Origin of the sequence: Brevundimonas poindexterae, from assembly GCF_020524625.1 — a bacterium.
In the GTDB taxonomy this organism is placed as follows: Bacteria; Pseudomonadota; Alphaproteobacteria; order Caulobacterales; family Caulobacteraceae; genus Brevundimonas; species Brevundimonas poindexterae_A.
In genome coordinates this window covers 22,759-44,442 of the sequence record NZ_JAIVLL010000003.1, presented here as the reverse complement: position 1 = coordinate 44,442, position 21,684 = coordinate 22,759, and the positions used below count along the sequence as shown (strand labels likewise).

Sequence of the window (21,684 nt, the reverse complement as noted above, 5' to 3'; positions counted from 1 at the left end):
CCGACCCATGGCCGACACCGGCAATAATTCTGGCGACACCGCTTCGACCGCCCGCGACTATCGCGACACCGTCTTCCTGCCCGAGACGCCCTTCCCCATGCGCGGCGGCCTGCCGAAGAAGGAGCCCGAGATCCTCGAGGCCTGGGGCGACCTCTACGCCCGCCTGCGCGCCGAGCGTCAGTCGCAGAACGCCCCCCTCTACGTCCTTCACGACGGCCCGCCCTACGCCAACGGCGACATCCACATCGGCCACGCGCTGAACAAGACGCTCAAGGACTTCGTGGTCCGGTCGCGCTTCCTGCTGGGCTATGACGTCGACTACGTCCCCGGCTGGGACTGCCACGGCCTGCCGATCGAGTGGAAGATCGAGGAACAGTTCCGCGCGAAAGGCCGCCGCAAGGACGAGGTCTCCAAGGCCGAATTCCGCGCCGCCTGCCGCACCTATGCCGAGGGCTGGATCGACGTCCAGCGCGAGCAGTTCAAGCGCCTCGGCGTCACCGCCGACTGGGCCAACCGCTACGCCACCATGGACTACGGCACCGAGGCCGCCATCGTCGCCGAGTTCCACAAGTTCAAGAATTCGGGCCAGCTGTATCGCGGCTCCAAGCCCGTCATGTGGTCGCCGGTCGAGCGCACCGCCCTGGCCGAGGCCGAGATCGAATACCACGACCATGTCTCGCCCACGATCTGGGTGAAGTTCCCGGTCACCGGTGCCACCGACGACCACGACGACGACCTGCTGGCCTTCCGCCATTCCACCCCCGCCATCGTCATCTGGACGACCACGCCCTGGACCATCCCGGCCAACCGCGCCATCAGCTACGGCCCCGAGATCGCCTATGGCGTCTATGAGGTCACCGCCATGGAAGAGGGGCTGGAGTTCGAGCCCTGGGCCAAGCCGGGCGACCGGCTGATCCTGGCCGACAAGCTGGCGGAAGAGGTCTTCAAGGCCGCGAAGATCGCCACCTTTACCCGCCTCGGCGACATCAATCCCTCGGGGCTGGAGTGCGCCCATCCCTTGGCCGAGCTGGATCCCGGCTATGGCTTTGCCGTGCCCCTGCTGGCGGGCGACCACGTCACCGACGACGCCGGCACCGGCTTCGTCCACACCGCCCCCGGCCACGGGGCCGACGACTATGAGGTGTGGAAGGCCCACGGCCACAAGGAAGTGCCCGAGACGGTCGACGCCAACGGCGCCTACTATCCGCACGTGCCCCTGTTCGCCGGGCTCAAGGTGCTGGAGACCGAGGGCAAGAAGGACAAGATCGGCAAGTTCGGCGCCGCCAACAAGGTCGTCACCGAAAAGCTGATCGAGGCCGGCAATCTGCTGGCGCGCGGCCGGATGGAGCACTCCTATCCGCACAGCTGGCGCTCGAAGGCGCCCATCATCTTCCGCAACACCCCCCAGTGGTTCATCCGACTCGACAAGGCCCTTCCCCCTCGATGGGGGAAGGGTTGGGATGGGGGTGAAGACGCCGCCATCTCGTCATGGAGCACGGAAGGCGCCTCCCGGTCGGAAAACTTGACGCCTTCCTCCACCCCCAACCCCGGCCCTTCCCCCATCGAGGGGGAAGGGAGGACGTTGAGGGAACTGGCGCTTGCGGCCATCGACGCCACCACCTTCCACCCGGCGGCGGGCAAGAACCGCATCCGCTCCATGGTCGAGGACCGCCCCGACTGGCTGATCAGCCGCCAGCGCGCCTGGGGCACGCCGCTCGCCATGTTCGTTGACAAGCACACCGGCCAGCCGCTGCACGACGACGCGGTCGACGCCCGCATCCTCACCGCCATCCGCGAGGGCGGCGCCGATGCCTGGTTCGAGACGCCGGATGCCGACTTCCTCGGCGTCCACGACCCGGCCCAGTACGAAAAGGTCACCGACATCCTCGATGTCTGGTTCGACTCGGGCTGCACCCACGCCTTCACGCTCGAGCCCCGCACGCCCGAGCACGGCTATGACGGCGACCGCCCCTCGCACTGGCCCGCCGACCTCTATCTGGAAGGCTCCGACCAGCACCGCGGCTGGTTCCAGTCCAACCTGCTGGAAGGCTGCGGCACCCGCGGTCGCGCGCCCTACAAGGCCGTCCTGACGCACGGCTTCACCCAGGACGAGCAGGGCAAGAAGATGTCCAAGTCGCTGGGCAACACCGTCGACCCGGCGACCGTCATCAAGGAGTCGGGCGCCGACATCCTGCGTCTGTGGGTGGCCCTGGTCGACTATGCCGAGGACCAGCGCATCGGCAAACAGATCCTGCAGACCACGGTCGAAGCCTATCGCAAGCTGCGCAACACCGTGCGCTATCTGCTGGGCGCACTGGCCGGTTTCGACGAGGCCGAGCGCCTGCCGCTGGACCAGATGCCGCCGCTCGAGCGCTTCATCCTGCACCGCCTGTGGCAGCTGGATGGCCAGGTCCGTCAGGCCTATGAGACCTATGACTTCCAGGACGTGATCCGTCCGGTGCTGGAATTCTGCTCGGGCGACCTGTCGGCCCTCTATTTCGACGTCCGCAAGGACAGCCTCTACTGCGACCGCCCCGATGCGATCCGCCGGCGCGCCGCCCGCACCGTCATGCACGAGGTCTTCCTGCGCCTGACCGCCTGGCTGGCCCCCCTCACCCCCTTCACCATGGAAGAGGCCTGGACCACCCGCTATCCCCCCCAGAGCGATGATGGGGCCGGCACCAACTGCGCCCGCGTGATCCCCGACACCCCGGCCGAATGGCAGAACGACGCCGAGGCCGCGCGCTGGGACAAGGTCTGGACCGTGCTGGAAACCGTCAATGAAGCCCTCGAAGCCGCCCGCCGCGACAAGGTCATCGGCGGCGCCCTCGATGCCTGGCCCACGGTCACCCTGCCCGCCGATCTGATGGCCGCCTTCGACGGCCTGGATGCCGCCGAGGTGTTCCGCACCTCGGGCGCCGAACTGTCGGCCAGCGGCGATACGGTCACTGCCCGCATCGACACCGCCGACCACCCCAAATGTGCCCGCTCCTGGCGCCGCGTGCCGGACGTCGGCTCCGACCCCGACTACCCCGACCTCAGCGCCCGCGACGCCGACGCCGTCCGCTGGCTGGACGCGCAGAAGGGCTGACAACGGCCCTTCTCCCCTCCGGGGGAGAAGGATCGCTGACCCGATGCCCCCAGCCATCACAGCCGCCCCCGAATTCCCCCGCCCTTTCAACGCTGCGACGGTTTCCCGACCCGACTTCCCCGCCTCAGCCCGGGTCTGTGCAAACCTTCCCCCGTCCCGTCGCACGGAGGGCTCGTAAGGCCTGCGACCTTGTGAGCGGCGGGAGCGATGGAGCGGGGTTGGAGGACGCCAACACCCGGCTTTCGGGCCTCAAGCAGCGAGGCTCCGCGAGCCGAGCGTTAGGCCCACCTTCATGCACCCTCGATCTCCGCCTCCGGGTGTGGGATCGGGGTAAGGGTCGAGGGGGATACTCGGCCGTTCCGGGACGGGGCGCAGGCCCCGCCCGCCCGTCGGAGGCGCTGCGGTAAGGCCCGAACACGGCCACCCGACGCAAGCTTCCGGAAAACCACCGCGCGGAGCGTCAGCCTTCGTCGAAACGGTAAACTCTAGTCACTCCGGGCGAAGGCCCGGCGCTCCGCCTGCCCTCCAACCTCTGCCCTTCGGGCGAGAGGCGCTTCCGCGCATCCGCGACCATTCCTCCCCCACCGGGGGAGGGGGACCGCGGCGCTCTGCGCCGGGGTGGTGGGGGCAGAGCCGCCATTCGCGAGAAGGGCCCGTGCCTCTGATGACATCCGCCCCCTCCACCATCCTTCGGATGGTTCCCCTCCCCCGATGGGGGAGGAATGGAATTCAGACCATTCAGACTATTCAGACGGTGGTTTCGGCCGTTTCCACGGCGGGGGTTCGCCACTGGCCTTGCGGGTGATCTCTTTCAGCTTGCGGCCCTGCAGGGTCGACAGGGCCTTGCCGGGGGCGCCCTTTTCCGGGTCGGCGAAGGCGCGGCCGTGTTCGGTGATCCTCTCGGAGACCGAATCGAGGAATTCGCTTTCCCATTCCGACAGGTCGACGCCTTCGGCCTCGGCGGTGCGGCGGGCCTTTTTGAGGGCGCGAAGGGCGGCGCGCTGGGCGGCCTTGCACTCGGCCGCGCGCAGCTGCTCCAGCGTGGGCCGTTCCAGGCGGTCAGGCTTTGACCGCCGGATCAGGTTCAGATCTCGCCGAGGGCGGACAGATAGAGGTCGAGGATTGCCTCTTCCTCCTGGCGCTTGGCCTTGTCCTGCTTGCGGATGCGCAGCACCTTGCGCAGCACCTTCACGTCATAGCCCTCGCCCTTGGCTTCGGCGAAGACCTCCTTCATGTCGCCCATGACGGCCTGCTTGTCCTCTTCCAGCCGCTCCAGCCGCTCGATCAGGGTGCGCAGGCGCCCCTGGGCGGTCGAGGTCAGGACGTCGGGGCTGGATTCAAAGGCGGCGTCGTCGGCCATGGCGGTCTCCGCAGGCAGGAACTGGATAGGCGAACAGGCTTAACGGCTGGGCCGGAGCGGCTCAACGTCAGGCACGAAAAAGGCCGCGGACAGTGTCCGCGACCCTGTGGATGGATCGGCCGGCCCCGGAGGACCGGCGAGCCGCCGTGCCTAGCCTTGCTTGGCCTTGAAGCGCGGATCGGTCTTGTTGATCACATAGACCACGCCCTTGCGGCGCACGATCTTGCAGTCGCGGTGGCGACCCTTGAGCGACTTGAGAGAGCTGCGGACCTTCATGGTCTTTTGTCCTGCGGGCTGGTCAGAATAGAAAAAGCCACAAGGCGGACTTGCGGCGGAGCGGTGCCTATAAAGAGAGGTGGCCCGGACGTCAACGCCTGTGTCACCCCAAATCCGGCCGCCGCCTCACCGGCCTGTGTCCCGGGGGACGCACCTCTCGCCCCGAAGCCGCCATCATGGCAACGCTTTCTTGGCACGAAACGCTTAGCCTCCAGACACCGGCTGCCAGCCCCGCGACAGGACCCAGACGACACGTGATCATGCGCCTTTCCACCCGCCTCATCCTGTTTGCAACGGTCGCGGCCTGCGCGCCCATGCTGCCCGAACCGCCCCTGCCCGGCCCGGCGCCCGTGCAGCCCGGCACTCCCACGCCCTCTGCTCCCTCGACGCCGTCGACCAACCCTGCGACCCCGGCCACCGATCCGGTGCCCGATCAGGCGGGCTTCGAAGGCTGGAAGCAGGGCTTCCTCGACCGGCACGGCGGCGCCCGCCGCGCCGACTATGCCCGCGAACTGGCGGGCCTCAGCCCCGATCCGACCGTCATCCGTCTGGACGGCAACCAGCCCGAGTTCTCGCGACCGGCCGGTGCCTATGTCCAGAATGCCGTCACCCCGACCCGCATCGCCCAGGCGAAGCAGCGCGCGGACCGGGTGCCGTGGGCGGTCGTCCAGCGATTCGGTGTGCCCACCGAGATCCTGCTCGGCATCTGGGCCCAGGAGAGCGCCTTCGGCCAGGTTCAGGGCGACTTCGACGTGATCCGGTCCCTCGCCACGCTCGCTTACGACGGGCGGCGCCGCGACTGGGCCGAAAGCCAGCTCAAGGACGCCCTGGACATCGTCATCGACGGCCGCCGCGCCCGCTCGGGCCTCAAGGGCAGCTGGGCCGGCGCCATGGGCCAGACCCAGTTCATGCCCGACAATTATCTGCGTCTCGGCATCGACCAGGACGGCGACGGCTTCGTCGACATCTGGGGCTCGGACGCCGACGCCCTGGCCTCGGCCGCCAATCTGCTGGCCCAGGCCGGTTGGAAGCGCGGCCAGAGCTGGGGCTATGAGGTCGTCCTGCCCGAGGGCTTCGACTATGGCCTGGCCGAAGGCGCCCGCCACGACTGGGCCTTCTGGCGCGCCCGTGGCGTGCAACTCGCCCACGGCGGCGAGCCGACCCAGGCTGAACAGGCCGAGGGCGCCACCATCCTGCTGCCCCAGGGCGCCCGGGGTCCGGCCTTCCTGGCCCTGCCGAACCACTATGTGATCCGCCGCTACAACAACTCCGTGTCCTATGCCCTCGCGATCGGCCTGACCGCCGACGGCATCCAGGGCAAGCCGGGCCTGACGCGGGCCTGGCCTGATGACGCGCCCCTGTCCCGCGACCAGCGGATCGGCACCCAGCGCGCCCTGACCAGCCTCGGCTACGACACCCAGGGGATCGACGGCATCATCGGCTCCAACACCCGCGCGGCCCTTCGCCAGTGGCAGATCGACAACGGCCGTCTGGCCGACGGCTATCTGACGGCCGAGCTGGCCGACGAACTGATCCGCATGACACGCTGAGCCGGGGCCGGATTTTGCTTCGCCTTGCCCCTCCTTCCTGCTAACCGCCTGCGGTCATGAGAATCCCGCGCATCACCTGGGCCGCCTACGGCTTTGCCCTGACGATCATCGTCCTCGACCAGCTGACCAAGGCATGGGTCCTGACCCGGCTGGGCACGACCGACCTGTCGCTGATTCCCAACGGCTTCCCGCTGGCGGATGTCTGGCCGCCCTACTTCCGGCTGACCTATCTGCTGAATGACGGCGTCAGTTTCGGCCTGCTGGGCGGCGGCGCGGGACGCTGGCTGCTGTCGATCTTCTCGGTCGGGGTGGCCGGTCTGCTGGCCTGGTGGGCGACACGCGCCGACCGCCGCCTGCTGATCACCGCCATCGGCCTGGTCATGGGCGGGGCGCTGGGCAATGTCATCGACCGCCTGCGTTTCGGCGGCGTGGTCGACTTCCTCGATTTCTCCGGGACCGGCGTCTTTCCGTGGGTCTTCAACATCGCCGACAGCGCCATCACCATCGGCGTGATCCTGCTGATCGTCGACGCCTTCCTGTCCGAACGTCAGGGTCGCGAGGTTGGCCTCGCCAACGAAAAGTCGTAATCACAGGGTCTTCACTAAGATCCCAGGTGCCCGTCGCGCCACAGGAGCCGAGCCTATCCATGCGTAACCGTAAAGTTCTCGCCCTCGCCGTCGTCGCCGTGTCGGCCCTCTCGCTGCAGGCCTGCACCGGCTTTCGCCAGAGCGTCGGCCTGACCAAGGTCACCCCGGACGAGTTCCTGACCGTGTCGCGGGCCCCCCTGTCGGTCCCGCCGGAATACGGCCTGCGGCCGCCGGTCCCGGGCCAGCCGCGCCCGCAGGACGTGACCCCCGAACTGGTGGCCCGCCAGATCCTGGCCTCCGAGCGTCAATCCGTGACCCGCTCGGCCGGGGAACAGGCGCTGGCCAGCCGCGTCGGCGCCGGCACCGGCCAGATCGACGGCACGATCCGCTACGTCATCGACGACCAGTTCGGCGACATCGCCCACAAGGAAGAGAACTGGGCCAACCGCGTCATGTTCTGGCGCCGCGACGACCCCGCGACCCAGACCGAAACCCGCATGCTGACCGCCGACGGCGTGGTGCCGATCGACGCCGCCTCGGAATATGAGCGTCTGCAGGCCCTGACCGGTGGCCAGAACGCCATCGTCATCGAGCCGCGTGGCCGCGGTGGCTTCAAGCTGCCGGGCCTCTAGGGCTCCTCAGCTCAGCAGCGCGCGCGGCAGCTTGAAGGTGACGGCCTCTCTGACGCCGTCATCCTCGACCACTGACGCGTCGAAGCGCTCGGCAATGGCTGCGACCAGATCGGCGATCAGGCTCTCCGGAGCCGAGGCGCCGGCGGTCACGCCGACCGTCTGAACCCCGTCGAACCAGCGCCAGTCAATGGCCGAGGCATCGTCCACCAGCCGCGCATCGCGGGCCCCGGCGCGCAGGGCGACCTCAACCAGCCGGGCCGAATTCGACGAATTGGCCGACCCGACCACCAGCACCAGATCACTGCCCTCGCCCAGCCGCTTGACCGCCTCCTGACGGTTGGTGGTGGCGTAGCAGATGTCCTCCTTGTGCGGGTCCGGCAGCTCCGGGAACCGGGCCTTCAGCACCGACAGGATCTCTGCCGTGTCGTCGACCGACAGGGTCGTCTGGGTCGCATAGGCCAGCGGCTGATCCCCCGGCCTCTGGAAAGCCTGGGCGTCCTCAACGGTCTCGACCAGCGAGATGGCGCCTGCGGGCAACTGGCCCATGGTGCCGATCACCTCCGGGTGCCCCGCATGGCCGATCAGGATGATGTGGCGGCCCTCGTGGTGGCGGCGCTCACATTCCACATGGACCTTGGACACCAGCGGGCAGGTGGCATCGAGGAAGAACATCTCGCGGGACCGGGCCGCTTCCGGCACCGATCTGGGCACGCCATGGGCCGAGAAGACCACCGGCCGGTCGTCGGGGCATTCGTCCAATTCCTTGACGAAGACGGCGCCCAGGGCCTTCAGCCGCTCGACCACGTGGCGATTGTGCACGATCTCGTGCCGCACAAAGACCGGCGCGCCATACTTCTCGAGCGCCCGCTCGACGATCTGGATCGCCCGGTCGACGCCTGCACAGAAGCCGCGCGGGGTGGCCAGCCGCACAGTCAGCGGACGCGGGTCGGGGGAGGAAGACGGCACCATATCCATGCCTCCAAACTAGGCGTCCTCGGGCCCCGGCGCCACCGGCTGTTTGCGGTGCCTCGCTTTAGCCGTTATCAGCGGGAAGGTGTCGCCTTGGAATTCGGGGCGAACCGGCCCACCCAACCCGGGAAATGTAGAGACACAGATGCGTCGCGTTCTTGCCCTTGCCTTCGTCGCCGCCGTTTCGCTGGCCGCCCTGCCCGACGCTGCCCAGGCGCAAAGCCGACCGGGCGGCGGACAGACGGCAGACGGGTCGTCGATCGAGACGCGCCAGCGCGCCCGCACCCTGCCGCTCGGCCGTCGTGCCAATGCGGGCCCCTGCCCGATCGTGCGGATTCTGTATGACGCGGCCCGCTACGTCGAGCTGCAGGACAACCGCGCCATCGCCGCCAACGTCGGCTACACCGGCGAGATCGAGGGCGTGACCTCGGACTGCCGCTATCGCGACGATGACCCGATCGTGGTCGACACCAATATGCTGTTCGCGCTCGGCAAGGGCCCGAATGCCCAGGGTGACGGCCGCACCTATCGCTATTGGGTGGCGGTCACCAGCCGCGACCAGGCCATTCTCGCCAAGGAATATTTCGACCTGCCCGTGCAGTTCGACGGCCAGGACCGCACCCGGGTCAGCGAGTCGCAGACGATCGTCATCCCGCGCGCCTCTGCCCAGACCTCGGGCGCCAATTTCGAAATCCTGATCGGCTTCGACGTGACGCCGGAGATGGCCGAGTTCAACCGCGTCGGCAGCCGGTTCTGCGTCGACGCCTCGGGCACCAGCGCCGGGACCTGCATCAACCGATGACCGATCTGAAATCGCGCCTCGGCGAAGCGGTCGCGGCCGCCTTCGCCGCCGAAGGCGTGGCCTCGGACAAGGTTCGGGTCACGGCCTCGGATCGCCCCGACCTCGCAGACTTCCAGTCAAACGCCGCCCTCGCCGTCGCCAAGGCGCACGGCACCAATCCGCGCGATCTGGCCGGACGTGTGGCTGCGCGGCTTGAGGGCCATCCGGACCTGACCTCGGTCGAGGTGGCCGGCCCCGGCTTCATCAATCTGGTCGTCTCGCCCGCGGCCCTGGCCTCGCGCGCCGCCGAGGTCCTTGCTGACGACCTCCATCGCGGCGCCGCGCCGGTGGCCGACAGCCGCCGTGTCATGATCGACTATGCCGGCCCGAACGTGGCCAAGCCGATGCACGTCGGCCACCTGCGCTCGTCCATCATCGGCGAAAGCCTGAAGCGCCTGTTCCGCTTCCGGGGCGATCAGGTGTGGGGCGATGCCCACTTCGGCGACTGGGGCTTCCAGATGGGCCTGCTGATCGTCGCCCTCGCGGACGAAGGCGGGGCCGAGGCCTTCATGGCCGACGGGGACGGCCCCTTCCCGGCCGACAGCCCGGTCTCGCTGGAAGATCTGGAGCGCCTGTATCCGCAGGCCGCCGCCAAGGCGAAAGAGGACGCCGGCTTCCGCGACCGCGCCCGCAAGGCCACGGCAGAGCTGCAGGCCGGACGGCCGGGCTACCGCGCCCTGTGGTCCCACTTCGTGGCGGTGAGCCGCACGGCGCTGGAGCGCGAGTTTTCGGCGCTGGGCGTCACCTTCGACCTGTGGAACGGCGAGTCGGACGCCGATCCCCTGATGGCCGGCATGATCGCCGATCTGGAAGCCAAGGGCCTGCTGGTCGAGGATCAGGGCGCGCGCGTCGTCCACGTTGCTGGCCCGGGCGAGACCCGCAAGAAAAAGCTGGAGGACGGCTCGGTCGTCGAGACGCCCAGCCCGCCGCCCCTGCTCGTGGTCTCTTCGGAGGGCTCGGCCATGTATGGCACCACCGACCTGGCCACCATTGTCGACCGCCGCAATCGCATCGATCCGCAGCTGATCCTGTATGTCGTCGACGAGCGTCAGGCCGAGCATTTCGAGCAGGTGTTCCGCGCCGCGCGGCTGGCAGGCTACGCCGCCGACGGCGAGCTGGAGCATCTGGGCTTCGGCACCATGAACGGGCCGGACGGCAAGCCCTTCAAGACCCGCGCCGGCGGCGTGCTCAAGCTGCACGACCTGATCACCACGGCCACCGACAAGGCCCGCGAACGGCTGAAGGAAGCCCGGCTGGGCAACGACCTCGCGCCCGAGGCCTTCGACGACACGGCCCGCAAGGTGGCCGTCGCCGCGCTCAAATTTGCCGACCTGTCGAATGCCCGGACCACCAGCTACGTCTTCGACCTCGACCGCTTCATCAGCTTCGAGGGCAAGACCGGTCCCTATCTGCTGTACCAGTCGGTGCGCATCAAATCCCTGCTGCGCAAGGCAGGGGACGCCGCTCCGACCGACACGCCGATCCGCGTCGACGAACCGGCCGAGCGCGACCTGGTCCTGACGCTGGATGCCTTCTCGGGCGCCGTTGCCGACGCCTATGACAAGCGCATGCCGCACCTTGTGGCCGAGCACGCCTGGCGGCTGGCCCAATCGTTCTCGAAATTCTACGCGGCCTGCCCGATCCTCGGTGCAGAGGATGCGGCTGTGCGCGCCTCGCGTCTGGCGCTGTCGCAGGCGACGCTCGCCCAGCTGGAGCTTGCGCTCGACCTGCTCGGCATAGCGACACCGGAGCGGATGTAGCCTAGTCTCGCGGGGCTGCACGTCCCGGGAGCCCAGCCATGTCCATGCACGATTTTATCGCCGGCCTGCCCAAGGCTGAACTGCACCTGCACATCGAAGGCTCGCTCGAGCCCGAGTTGATGTTCGAGCTGGCGAAGCGGAACAAGGTGTCCCTGCCCTTCGACAGCGTCGAGGCCGTGCGGGCCGCCTATGATTTCTCGAACCTGCAGGACTTCCTCGACATCTACTATGCCGGGGCCGATGTGCTACGCACCGAGCAGGACTTCCACGACCTGGGCCTGGCCTATTTCCGGCGCGCGGCGGCCGACAGCGTGCGCCACGCCGAGATCTTCTTCGATCCCCAGACCCACACCGACCGCGGCATCCCCTTCGAGGTCGTGATCGACGGTCTGCTGTCCTCGATGGATCAGGCCGAGAGCGAACTCGGCGTCTCGTCGCAGCTGATCCTGTGCTTCCTCCGCCATCTCGACGAGGACGCGGCGTTTGACACGCTGGAGGCCGCCGAGCCCTGGCGGGACCGAATCCTCGGCGTGGGGCTCGATTCCTCGGAGGTCGGCCACCCGCCATCGAAATTCCAGCGGGTGTTCGAACGCGCGGGCCAGATGGGCCTGAAGCGCGTCGCCCACGCGGGCGAGGAAGGGCCGCCGGACTACATCTGGGAGGCGCTGGACCTGCTCAAGGTCGACCGCATCGACCACGGCAACCGTGCCATGGAGGATCCGGCCCTGATCCGTCGGCTGGTCGACGAAAACATGACCCTGACGGTCTGCCCCCTGTCGAACCACAAGCTCTGCGTGGTCGACGACCTCAGCCGCCACCCCCTGCCCGCCATGCTGGACGCGGGGCTGAAGGTCACGCTCAACTCCGACGATCCGGCCTATTTCGGCGGCTATGTGAACCGCAACTATGAGGCCATGGCCGACCAGACGGGCGTGACCCGCGAGCAGCTGGTCGAGATTGCCGTCAACAGCTTCTCGGGATCCTTCCTGCCCGAGGCCGACAGGGCGCGGCATATTGCCGAGGTGCGGGCCTACGCAGACGCCTGATCCATGCTGGGCGCTTGACTCCGGACGCGGCTACGCACAGGGAAGGCGGGCTCTCGCGGGAGAGATCGGGGTCTCGGTTCTGGCCCCGGAGCCGAAGGCGCAACCGCCCCGGAAACGCTCAGGCAAAAGGACCGCGAGGCGCGTCAGACGCTGGAAAGAGCCCGGCCGGGCTCGCCGACGGAGCAAGGCGAACCTGTTCGCCGGAATCTCTCAGGCTTCGAGACAGCGGGGGCTTCACGGGGCGGGAAACCGTCTGCGATCGAGAGCCTGACACCGATGACCGACCTGAAGACCACGCCCCTCAATGCCGCTCACCGGGCGCTCGGCGCGCGCATGGTCGGCTTCGGCGGCTATGACATGCCGGTCCAGTACGAGGGCGTGCTGGCCGAGCATCGCTGGACGCGCGAGCACGCCGGCCTGTTCGACGTCTCGCACATGGGCCAGGCGAAGATCACGGGCGCCGATGCCGTCAGCTGGTTCGAGCGGTTCGTGCCCGGCGACTATCAGGTCCTGAAGGCCGGCAAGCAGAAATACTCCCTGCTGCTGAACGACGACGGCGGCATCATGGACGACCTGATGGCCGGCAAGCCCGACCATGCAGGGCTCTATGTCGTGGTCAACGCGGGCAACAAGGAAGAGGACTTCGCGTATCTCCAGGCCCGGCTGGAGGGTGACGTCACCCTGACCCGTCTGGAAGACCGCGCCCTGCTGGCCATCCAGGGGCCCGAGGCCGCCGAGGTCATGGGGGCGCACGAGCCGGTGCTGGCCGAGATGGGCTTCATGGAATGCGCCCGCCTGATGCTGTTCGGCGCCGACTGCTTCATCTCCCGCTCGGGCTATACGGGTGAGGACGGCTATGAGATCTCGGTGCCCGCCGACCAGGCCGAGCGCATCTGGAACACCCTGCTGGAGGACGCCCGCGTCAAGCCGATCGGTCTGGGCGCCCGCGACAGCCTGCGCCTCGAGGCCGGCCTGCCCCTGCACGGACACGACATCGATCCGACGACCAGCCCGGTCGAGGGGGCCCTGACCTTCGCCCTGTCGAAGTCGCGCAAGGAGCGCGCCGATTTCCCCGGCGCCGACCGCATCCTGGAGGAGCTGGCCGACGGCCCGGCCCGGGTGCGCATCGGCCTGTACGTCAAGGAAGGCGCCCCCGCCCGCGAAGGCGCCGAGATCGCCGATGCCGACGGCACGGTCGTGGGCAAGGTCACCTCGGGCGGCCCCTCGCCGACCCTCGGCCACAACATCGCCATGGGCTATGTTCCGCCGCACCTGTCCGAACTGGGCACGGAGCTGAAGGTCATCGTCCGCGGCAAACCGGCCGTCGCCACCGTCGTCGCCATGCCGTTTGTGGCGCAACGCTATTATCGCAAACCCAAAGCCTGATTGGGCCTCAGGAAGGATCAGACCATGAAGTTCACCAAGGATCACGAGTGGGTCAAACTGGACGGTGACGTCGCCACCGTCGGCATCACCAAGCACGCCGCCGACCAGCTGGGCGATGTGGTCTTCGTCGAGACCCCCGAGGTCGGCAAGACCGTCGGCAAGGGCGACAGCTTCGCCGTGGTCGAGAGCGTCAAGGCCGCCTCGGACGTCTATGCTCCCGTCGCGGGCGAGGTGGTCGAGGCCAACGACGCCCTGTCAGGCGCCCCGGAAACCGTCAACGCCGACGCCGAGGGCGAGGGCTGGTTTGCGAAGATCAAGGTCTCGGACGCCTCGCAGCTGGACGGCCTGATGGACCGCGCCGCCTACGACGCCTTCCTGGCCACCCTGTAAGCAATCCGGCAGGAAGACGCGCATGAGCAAACTCCTTCTGACCGCCAGTGCCGCCTTCCTGTTCGTTCTGGGCGTGGCGCTGAACTTCGCCCCGGCCGAGGCCGTTCGCCTGTCCGGTCTGGAAGGCACCAGCGCCGTTCCGTTCCAGCTTCTGGCCGGTGCCCTGATCGGCGTGGCCCTGATGAACTGGTTCTCGCGCAGCAGCGTGTTCGGCGGCGTCTACGGGCGCCCGCTGGGCCTGGCCAATGTCGTGCTCTTCGCGGTCGGCGGCATTTCCCTCGCGCGCGGCGCCATGGAGATCGGCTCACCTGTCCTGTGGGCCCTGACTGCCATCTACGGCCTGTTCGCCCTCGCCTTCATCTGGGTGGTCTTCATCGCCGCCCGCTTCTCCCCTCCCGGAAACTAGCATGCGCTACCTCCCCCTGACGCCCGACGACCGCGAGGCCATGCTGGCCGCGATCGGTGTGAAATCCATCGACGACCTGTTCGTCGACGTGCCTGCTGCCGCCCGTCTGGACGGCCCTGTCGACCTGCCGCGCGTGGCGGGCGAGCTGGAGGTCGAGCGGGCGCTGGGTGCCCTGGCGGCGAAGAATGCTACCGCCGGGAACGTGCCCTTCTTCTGCGGCGCCGGGGCCTACAAGCACCATGTGCCGGCGACCGTGGACCACATCATCCAGCGGTCGGAATTCCTGACCAGCTACACCCCCTATCAGCCGGAAATCGCCCAGGGCACGCTACAGTACCTGTACGAGTTCCAGACCCAGGTCGCGAACCTGACCGGCATGCCGGTGGCCAATGCCTCTCTCTATGACGGCTCGACCGCCATGGCCGAGGGCGTGCTGATGGCGACCCGCGTCACCCGCCGGAACAAGGCCGTCATCTCGGGCGGCGTCCACCCCCACTACGTCAAGGCGACCGAGACCGTCGTCCACGCCGTCGGCGTCGAGACCCAGGCCCTGCCGGCTGCGGTCGATGCCGAGGCCGCCGTGATCGACCAGATCGGGCCCGACACGGCCTGTGTCGTCGTGCAGACCCCGAACATCTTCGGCACTGCCACGGACGTCACCAAGATCGCCGAGGCCGCCCATGCGGCCGGCGCCCTGCTGATCGTCGTGGTCACCGAGGCCGTCTCCATGGGCCTGCTGAAATCACCCGGCGAGATGGGCGCCGACATCGTCGCGGCCGAGGGTCAGTCGATCGGCAATGCCCTGAACTTCGGTGGCCCCTACGTCGGTCTGTTCGCCACGCGCGACAAGCTGGTGCGCCAGATGCCCGGCCGCCTGACCGGCGAGACCGTCGACGCCGACGGCGAGCGCGGTTTCGTCCTGACGCTGTCGACGCGCGAACAGCACATCCGCCGCGACAAGGCGACCTCGAACATCTGCACCAACTCGGGCCTCTGCACGCTGGCGTTCAGCATCCATATGAGCCTGCTGGGTGAAACCGGCCTGCGTCGGCTGGCCCTGCTGAACCACGAAAAGGCCGTGGCGACCCGCGATGCCGTTGCCGCCATCCCGGGCGTGAAGGTGCTGACCCCGCGCTTCTTCAACGAGTTCGCGGTGAAGCTGCCCAAGCCCGCCGCCGAGGTCGTCGAACAGCTGGCCAATCACCACATCCTCGCCGGCGTGCCCTACAGCCGCCTCGCCCCCGATGCCGGCATGGACGATGTCCTGCTGATCGCGGCGACCGAAACCACCCTCGATGCCGACATCCAGATCCTGGCGAAGACCCTCGCCAAGGTTCTGGCGAACTGAGGACCGGACCGATGAGCACCATGAACACTGTTGGCCGTCCGACCACGCCGAACGCCGTCGAGAGCAAGCCCGCGACCCTGACGGGCGGACGCGGCCTGTTGCAGAACGAAGGCCTGATCTTCGAAGGCGAGGGCTGGGGCAAGACCGGCGTCGACCTGCCTGCGCCGAAGGGTGATGCCTCGGACCTGGGCGACCTGGTTCGCCGCGACCCCATCGGCCTGCCCGGCCTGTCGGAGCCCGAGGCCATGCGCCACTATGTGCGCCTCAGCCAGAAGAACCACGCCATCGATCTGGCCATCTATCCGCTGGGCTCGTGCACGATGAAGCACAACCCGCGCCTGAACGAGAAGATGGCACGCCTGCCGGGCTTCTCGGACATCCACCCGCTGCAGCCCCAATCGACCGTCCAGGGCGCGCTCGAGCTGATGGACACGCTCAGCCACTGGCTGACCACCCTGACCGGCATGCCGGCGGTGGCCCTGTCGCCCAAGGCGGGCGCGCACGGCGAGCTGTGCGGCCTGATGGCCATCCGCGCCGCCCACCGCGCCGCCGGACACGGCCTGCGCTCCGACAAGCCGCGCAACAAGGTGCTGGTGCCCACCAGCGCCCACGGCACCAATCCGGCGACCGCCGCCTTCGTCGGCTATACGGTCGTCGAGATCGCCCAGACCGAGGACGGCCGGGTCGATCTGGCGGACCTCGAGGCCAAGCTGGGTGACGACGTGGCCGCCATCATGGTCACCAATCCCAACACCTGTGGCCTGTTCGAGCGCGACATCCTCGAGATCAGCCGCCTGACGCACGAGGCCGGCGCCTACTTCTACTGCGACGGGGCCAACTTCAACGCCATCGTTGGCCGGGTTCGCCCGGGTGATCTGGGCGTCGATGCCATGCACATCAACCTGCACAAGACCTTCTCGACCCCGCACGGCGGCGGCGGGCCGGGCGCGGGTCCGGTCGTGCTGTCGGAGGCGCTGGCCCCCTTCGCTCCGGCCCCCTGGGTCGTGAACACCGGCGACGGCTTCAAACTGGTCGAGCGCGAAGAGGATGAGGCCGAGCAGGCCTTTGGCCGCCTGTGCGCCTTCCAGGGCCAGATGGGCATGTATGTCCGCGCCCTCAGCTACATGATGAGCCACGGCTCCGACGGCCTGCGCCAGGTCGCTGAGGATGCAGTGCTGAACGCCAACTACATCAAGGCCCGCCTGCAGGACCTGATGAGCCCGGCGTTCCCCGAAGGACCGTGCATGCACGAGGCCCTGTTCGACGACGAATGGCTGAAGGGCACGGAGATCACCACGCTCGACTTCGCCAAGGCGATGATCGACGAGGGCTTCCACCCCATGACCATGTACTTCCCGCTGGTCGTGCACGGGGCCATGCTGATCGAGCCGACCGAGACCGAGTCCAAGGCTGAGCTGGATCGCTTCATCCACGCCATGCGCGCCCTGGCCGGGGCCGCGAAGGCCGGCGACAAGGACCGGTTCAAGGGGGCGCCCTTCCATGCCCCGATGAAGCGTCTGGACGAGACCCGGGCCGCCCGGCAGCCGGTCCTGCGCTGGACCGCGCCGGACGGCTCCAACATGGCGGCAGAATAGGGCTTCCCTTGCAGGCTCCCCGTGTCGACCCGACATGGGGAGCATGACTGCCTTCACGACACGCGACATTCCCGACCTCACCGGCCAGCGCGCCATCGTCACCGGTGCCAACAGCGGTACGGGCTTTGAAACTGCCAGGGCGCTGGCCGCCCATGGCGCCGACGTCATCATGGCGACGCGCAGCCATGACCGGGCCATGGCCGCCATTGCCGACATTCGCGCGCAGCAGCCCGATGCAAAACTGAGGTTCGAGGCGCTGGACCTCGCCAGCCAGGCCTCGGTGCAGGCCTTTGCCGAGCGTATGCTGGCGGAAGGGCGGCAGATCGACACCCTGATCAACAATGCCGGCGTCATGGCCCTCCCCCGCCGTGAGGAGACCGAGGACGGCTTTGAACGGCAACTGGCGACCAACTACCTCGGGCATTTCGCCCTGACCGCCCGGCTGATGCCCCTGCTCCGGAACGGCGGCGCCCGGGTCGTGCAGCTGTCCAGCATCGCCCACCGGCAGGGCCAGATCCGCCTCGACGACCTGAACTATACCGACGGCTACAAGGCCTGGCCCGTCTATGCCCAGTCGAAGCTGGCCATGCTGATGTTCGCCCTTGAGCTGGATCGCCGCAGCCGGGCCAACGACTGGGGTCTGACCAGCGTCGCCGCCCACCCCGGGATCGCGCGCACCGGCCTGATCGCCAACGGGCCGCTGACGGGATCGCGCATCGGTCGGTCCGTGCACCGCTGGATCGTCCGGCCGTTGATCGAGCCTCTGGTGACCCACAGCCAGGCCGCCGGCGCCCTGCCGATCCTGATGGCCGCCACCTCGGCCGATGTGACCGGCGGCGCCTATCTGGGCCCGACCGGCCGACGCGAGATCAAGGGTCCGCCCGGTCTCGCAGTGCCCTCGGACCAGGCCCTCGACGCGGATGTCGCGGCCCGGCTGTGGGACCAGTCCACCGCCCTGACCGGCGTCTCCTGGCCCGGCGACTGACCCCGCGCACGGCATTGTGAACGCGATCTCCCCTCAGGGGCGTATGATGCCCCTGCGTAATCAGACACCAAAACAAGCGTTGGGAGGCGCAATGGTCATGATGTCACGCGTTTACAAGGGCATGTTTGCCGGTTTCATCGCGGCACTCGCAGTATCCGCCCTCGAGGTCGCCCAGTATCTGATCGGACCCTGGGCGGTCAGCTTTCCCCGACTGGTCTCCGTGATGCTCGGGATGGACTCCGTCACCTGGATCGGTTGGGTCGGACACTTCGCCGTCGGCACCCTGATACTGGGCCCGCTGTTCGGCATCCTGTGTCCGCGCATGCCGACTGAAACCCCCGAAACCAAGGGCATTGTCTTCGCCGTCGGGGCCTTCCTGATCATGGGGCTGACCATCGCCCCGCTGACCGGGATCGGTGTGTTCGGCATCCGGGCCGGCTTCATCTCGGTGGCCTGGCTGGTCCTGACCCACGCCGTCTTCGGTGGCGTGCTGGGCAATGTCTATGCCCGCATGGTGGGCACCGCCTGGCGCCAGTCGCGCATCAGGGACCACGTCCACCTCGCGCACTAGCCGGATATGAGAACGGCCCCGGAGCATGCGCTCCGGGGCCGTCTTCGGTCGGCGTGCGCTGAGGTCTAGTTCAGGCGCGTGCCCAGCTGGGCGATCGCGTCATCGACCAGCGGATCGGACTTCTGCGAGGCCAGACGCGCCGCCAGAATGTCTTCGGCCGCCTTGATGGCCAGATCGGCCGCCGCAGCCTTTACCTCGGCCGTGGCCTGGGCTTCGGCCTGGGCGATACGACGCTCGGCCAGGGTCTGACGACGGGCCAGCGCTTCTTCCAGCTTGGCCTTGGCGTCCTCTTCCATCCGGCGCGCATCGGCCTCGGCGGCCTTCAGCATGTCGGCGGCTTGGGCCTCGGCCTCGGCTTTCTCCTGCTGGATCTGGGCCAGCAGGGCTTCCGCCTCGGTGCGCAGGCGCTGGGCTTCGTCCAGCTCGGACTGGATCTTGGTAGCCGTGGCGTCCAGCTGGGTGGCGATCATGCCCGGCACCTTGACCACCACCAGGATGGCGAAGAAGGCGAGCAGGCCAACGCCGACCCAGAACTCGGCATTGCCGAGGTCCCAGAAATGGCCGGTGAAGAAAGCAGGCATCAGGCAACTCCCTTGACGGCGGCATCGGTCTCGGCGGCGGTCGCGGCCTTGCCGGTCAGCTTCTCGACGATCGCACGGGTCGTGTCAGCAGCGATCGAGGACACATTGCTCATGGCCGCGTCGCGGGTCTTGCCGATCGCAGCCTCGGCCTCGGCGATACGGGCGTTGACGACGGCCTCTTCCTCGGCGGCACGGGCATTGGCGCTTTCGGTGACGCGGGCCTTGGCGGCCGCAGCCGTCGCGCGGGACTTGGCGCGGGCCTGCTCGACCTCGACCTTGGCGGTCTCGGCCTGGCCTTCAGCTTCGGCCTGGACCTGCCGGGCCGTCTCGACAGCGGCGGCAATGGTGCCGGCCCGTTCGTCCTTCACCCGACGCAGGCGCGGCAGGAAGACCCTGGACAGCAGGAAATACAGGACCGCGAAAATGATCAGCAGCCAGAAAATCTGGCCCGCCCACCACTGGAACTCGAACTGGGGCAAGCCACCGCTGGCTTCGTGCCCGGCCTCGGTGGCCGCGTGGGTCTCCGATGGCGCGACCTCTCCGTCACGCACGGCAGCAGCCGTGTGCGGCAGGATGTCCTGGGGCGGGGGAGCGTCGCTGGATTGCACAGCCATGGTCAGTCCGGTTCAGAAAGAGCGACGGGCGGCGGCGATCCGCGAGGACCTGCCACCGCCCGATTGGTTCGTCAGGTTTAGCTGAAGAGGATCAGCAGGCCGAGCACGAAGGCCAGAATGCCCAGCGCTTCGGTCAGGGCGAAGCCCAGAACCAGGTTGGTGAACTGGCCGCTGGCGGCCGAGGGGTTCCGCAGGGCGCCCTGCAGGAAGCCCGAGAAGATCGTGCCCACGCCGATGCCGGCCCCGATCATGCCGAGGGTGGCGAGACCAGCACCGATGTATTTTGCGGCTTCAGCTTCCATGATTTTAGTCCTTTGAATGAAGCGATTGAAGGTTGGGTGGAAGGGTCAGTGGTCCCCGGCGTGAACCGCGTCATTGAGATAGACGCAGGTCAGGACCGCGAACACAAAGGCTTGCAGGAAGGCGACCAGGAACTCCAGCGCCGTCAGGGCGAGAACGCCACCGAAGGCCAGGACGGCGGCGACATAGGCCAGATAGGCGACACCGCCGGCCGACGCGACGGCGCCCAGCGAAACGATGAAGCCGGCGAACACCTTCATGGCGACGTGACCGCCCAGCATGTTGCCGAACAGACGAAGCGACAGGGTCACGGGCCGCAGGAAGAAGGAGATGACCTCGATCGGCACCACGAACAGCAACATGTACCAGGGCACGCCGGACGGGGCGAACAGCTTGAGGAAGCCGAGGCCGTTCTTGGCAAAACCGACGATGATGACCAGCAGGAAGGTCATCAGGGCAAACGTCAGCGCGACGGCCAGCTGCGCGGTGGCCGTGAAGACCGTGAACATGCCCAGCATGTTCATCGCCAGGATGAAGATGAACAGGGTGAAGACGAACGGGAAGAAGGCCCGGCCCTGCGATCCGATGATACCGACCGCCAGATCGTCGATGAAGCTGAACATGCCCTCGCCAACGACCTGCAGGCGTCCGGGGACGACCTTGGGCGAGGCGGTGACCATGGCAAAGAACAGGACGACGATCGTCGCGGCCACCAGCATGGCGACCGTGGAGTTGGTGATCGACAGGTCAACCAGCCCGAGGCCGGGCACATTCACCGGGGCGATCTCCACCACCGGCTTAACCTCGAACTGATGCATCGGATCGGCCATGCCGCCGTGTCTCCCAAGTCAAAACTCCGAATCGCCGTGAGGCGGCCCGGTCAGCGGTCGTTGTCGTCCGCGTCCGCGTCATCCGGAAGGTCCCGGGGGGGACCAAATTCCTTCAGCGCGCGGGCGCTGAGTTTCTTGGCGGAGTGCACCGCCAGCCAGATGGAGACCGCAAAGCCCGCAAGGGTCCCCACGATCATCCCCCAGGGTGCGGTTCCGACAAACAGGTCGAAACCCCAGCCCACCCCCAGGCCCACCAGCACACCGCCGATCATCTCGGCCATGATGCGATAGCCGTACCCTGCGGCCGCCCCGCCGTATTCGGACGGTTCGGGAGTGGCCCGCGCCTTCAGCGAGTCGGCCTGGGCGTTGAGACGTCTGATTGTCTCTTCGCGGGTTTCCTCGGTCGGGGACATTTGCCTACTCAGCGCCCGATGCTGGCGCCGGAAGGCGGGCGTCGGAGGGGGTCTGAATTCGGCGCGGAACCTATAGGCGGTCGGGCGTCAGGTCAAGGCACCCTGCCCCCGGTCTCAAGCCCCGAAAATACAGGGAAAATTTGCGGCGCAGCC

The 21,684-nt window shown here is 68.0% G+C and carries 22 protein-coding genes and 1 riboswitch; of the genes, 14 read left to right on the top strand and 8 right to left on the bottom strand.

Annotated elements, in window-relative coordinates:
- The first annotated feature begins 7 nt into the window (after nt 1-7).
- On the top strand, nt 8-3,091 hold the full coding sequence (gene ileS, locus LC068_RS10885; protein ID WP_226637174.1) for an isoleucine--tRNA ligase: 3,084 nt from the start codon (nt 8-10) through the stop codon (nt 3,089-3,091).
- Between the two features lie 1,084 nt (nt 3,092-4,175).
- Here ileS and LC068_RS10875 read toward each other — a convergent pair.
- Together LC068_RS10875 and ykgO are read right to left on the bottom strand one after the other, a co-directional pair.
- On the bottom strand, nt 4,176-4,451 hold the full coding sequence (locus LC068_RS10875; protein WP_123287087.1) for a DUF2312 domain-containing protein: 276 nt from the start codon (nt 4,449-4,451) through the stop codon (nt 4,176-4,178).
- 150 nt (nt 4,452-4,601) lie between these two features.
- On the bottom strand, nt 4,602-4,727 hold the full coding sequence (ykgO, locus tag LC068_RS10870) for a type B 50S ribosomal protein L36 (RefSeq protein WP_006274063.1): 126 nt from the start codon (nt 4,725-4,727) through the stop codon (nt 4,602-4,604).
- Nucleotides 4,728-4,987: 260 nt separating this feature from the next.
- Between ykgO and LC068_RS10865 the strand changes: the two genes are divergently transcribed.
- The 3 genes from LC068_RS10865 to LC068_RS10855 are packed head-to-tail and all read left to right on the top strand — an operon-like array spanning nt 4,988 to nt 7,496.
- Nucleotides 4,988-6,277, top strand: a complete 1,290-nt coding sequence (locus LC068_RS10865) for a lytic murein transglycosylase (RefSeq protein WP_226637172.1) — start codon at nt 4,988-4,990, stop codon at nt 6,275-6,277.
- Nucleotides 6,278-6,333: 56 nt separating this feature from the next.
- Nucleotides 6,334-6,864 (top strand): signal peptidase II, encoded by a 531-nt coding sequence (gene lspA, locus LC068_RS10860; RefSeq protein ID WP_226637170.1) that lies wholly within the window; start codon nt 6,334-6,336, stop codon nt 6,862-6,864.
- A 59-nt stretch (nt 6,865-6,923) separates the two neighbouring features.
- On the top strand, nt 6,924-7,496 hold the full coding sequence (locus LC068_RS10855; protein WP_226637168.1) for a DUF3035 domain-containing protein: 573 nt from the start codon (nt 6,924-6,926) through the stop codon (nt 7,494-7,496).
- 6 nt (nt 7,497-7,502) lie between these two features.
- Here the strand turns inward: LC068_RS10855 and ispH are convergent, their stop codons facing one another.
- Nucleotides 7,503-8,462, bottom strand: a complete 960-nt coding sequence (ispH, locus tag LC068_RS10850; protein ID WP_226637476.1) for a 4-hydroxy-3-methylbut-2-enyl diphosphate reductase — start codon at nt 8,460-8,462, stop codon at nt 7,503-7,505.
- A 148-nt stretch (nt 8,463-8,610) separates the two neighbouring features.
- On the opposite strand from ispH, the gene LC068_RS10845 reads away from it, so the two are divergent.
- From LC068_RS10845 to LC068_RS10800, 10 genes are all read left to right on the top strand, one after another.
- Nucleotides 8,611-9,267 carry a Tat pathway signal sequence domain protein gene (locus LC068_RS10845; RefSeq protein WP_226637166.1) on the top strand — a complete coding sequence of 219 codons (657 nt, stop codon included), beginning with the start codon at nt 8,611-8,613 and terminating at the stop codon, nt 9,265-9,267.
- Nucleotides 9,264-11,066 carry an arginine--tRNA ligase gene (gene argS / locus LC068_RS10840; protein WP_226637164.1) on the top strand — a complete coding sequence of 601 codons (1,803 nt, stop codon included), beginning with the start codon at nt 9,264-9,266 and terminating at the stop codon, nt 11,064-11,066. The genes LC068_RS10845 and argS overlap by 4 nt, the downstream gene beginning before the upstream one ends.
- A 38-nt stretch (nt 11,067-11,104) precedes the next feature.
- Nucleotides 11,105-12,112 carry an adenosine deaminase gene (locus tag LC068_RS10835; protein ID WP_226637162.1) on the top strand — a complete coding sequence of 336 codons (1,008 nt, stop codon included), beginning with the start codon at nt 11,105-11,107 and terminating at the stop codon, nt 12,110-12,112.
- A 46-nt stretch (nt 12,113-12,158) separates the two neighbouring features.
- A riboswitch (glycine riboswitch) is annotated at nt 12,159-12,256 on the top strand.
- 132 nt (nt 12,257-12,388) lie between these two features.
- Entirely contained in the window at nt 12,389-13,498 is a 1,110-nt protein-coding gene (gcvT, locus tag LC068_RS10830; RefSeq protein ID WP_226637160.1) for a glycine cleavage system aminomethyltransferase GcvT, read from the top strand.
- Between the two features lie 24 nt (nt 13,499-13,522).
- Nucleotides 13,523-13,888, top strand: coding sequence for a glycine cleavage system protein GcvH (gene gcvH, locus LC068_RS10825; protein WP_209120563.1), 366 nt, complete (start codon nt 13,523-13,525; stop codon nt 13,886-13,888).
- 22 nt (nt 13,889-13,910) lie between these two features.
- On the top strand, nt 13,911-14,294 hold the full coding sequence (locus LC068_RS10820; protein ID WP_226637157.1) for a hypothetical protein: 384 nt from the start codon (nt 13,911-13,913) through the stop codon (nt 14,292-14,294).
- A 1-nt stretch (nt 14,295) separates the two neighbouring features.
- Nucleotides 14,296-15,642, top strand: a complete 1,347-nt coding sequence (gene gcvPA / locus LC068_RS10815; RefSeq protein WP_226637155.1) for an aminomethyl-transferring glycine dehydrogenase subunit GcvPA — start codon at nt 14,296-14,298, stop codon at nt 15,640-15,642.
- A gap of 11 nt (nt 15,643-15,653) precedes the next feature.
- Nucleotides 15,654-17,237 carry an aminomethyl-transferring glycine dehydrogenase subunit GcvPB gene (gene gcvPB / locus LC068_RS10810; protein ID WP_404825212.1) on the top strand — a complete coding sequence of 528 codons (1,584 nt, stop codon included), beginning with the start codon at nt 15,654-15,656 and terminating at the stop codon, nt 17,235-17,237.
- Between the two features lie 43 nt (nt 17,238-17,280).
- On the top strand, nt 17,281-18,222 hold the full coding sequence (locus tag LC068_RS10805; RefSeq protein ID WP_226637153.1) for an SDR family oxidoreductase: 942 nt from the start codon (nt 17,281-17,283) through the stop codon (nt 18,220-18,222).
- A gap of 97 nt (nt 18,223-18,319) precedes the next feature.
- Nucleotides 18,320-18,793, top strand: a complete 474-nt coding sequence (locus LC068_RS10800) for a DUF6789 family protein (RefSeq protein ID WP_226637151.1) — start codon at nt 18,320-18,322, stop codon at nt 18,791-18,793.
- 65 nt (nt 18,794-18,858) lie between these two features.
- On the opposite strand, the gene LC068_RS10795 is transcribed toward LC068_RS10800, so the two are convergent.
- The 5 genes from LC068_RS10795 to LC068_RS10775 all read right to left on the bottom strand — a co-directional run bounded on the left by LC068_RS10795 (nt 18,859) and on the right by LC068_RS10775 (nt 21,531).
- Complete coding sequence (locus tag LC068_RS10795) at nt 18,859-19,374, bottom strand: F0F1 ATP synthase subunit B (protein WP_226637148.1); 516 nt, start codon at nt 19,372-19,374, stop codon at nt 18,859-18,861.
- Complete coding sequence (locus tag LC068_RS10790; RefSeq protein ID WP_226637145.1) at nt 19,374-19,988, bottom strand: F0F1 ATP synthase subunit B family protein; 615 nt, start codon at nt 19,986-19,988, stop codon at nt 19,374-19,376. The genes LC068_RS10795 and LC068_RS10790 overlap by 1 nt, the downstream gene beginning before the upstream one ends.
- 77 nt (nt 19,989-20,065) lie before the next feature.
- Nucleotides 20,066-20,290: a F0F1 ATP synthase subunit C gene (locus LC068_RS10785; protein ID WP_123287116.1), complete on the bottom strand. Its 225-nt coding sequence runs from the start codon at nt 20,288-20,290 to the stop codon at nt 20,066-20,068.
- 45 nt (nt 20,291-20,335) lie between these two features.
- The gene (locus tag LC068_RS10780) at nt 20,336-21,118 is read right to left on the bottom strand and encodes a F0F1 ATP synthase subunit A (RefSeq protein WP_226637142.1); all 783 of its coding nucleotides are present in this window, start codon (nt 21,116-21,118) and stop codon (nt 20,336-20,338) included.
- Nucleotides 21,119-21,168: 50 nt separating this feature from the next.
- Nucleotides 21,169-21,531, bottom strand: a complete 363-nt coding sequence (locus LC068_RS10775; RefSeq protein ID WP_226637140.1) for an AtpZ/AtpI family protein — start codon at nt 21,529-21,531, stop codon at nt 21,169-21,171.
- Nucleotides 21,532-21,684: the final 153 nt, after the last annotated feature.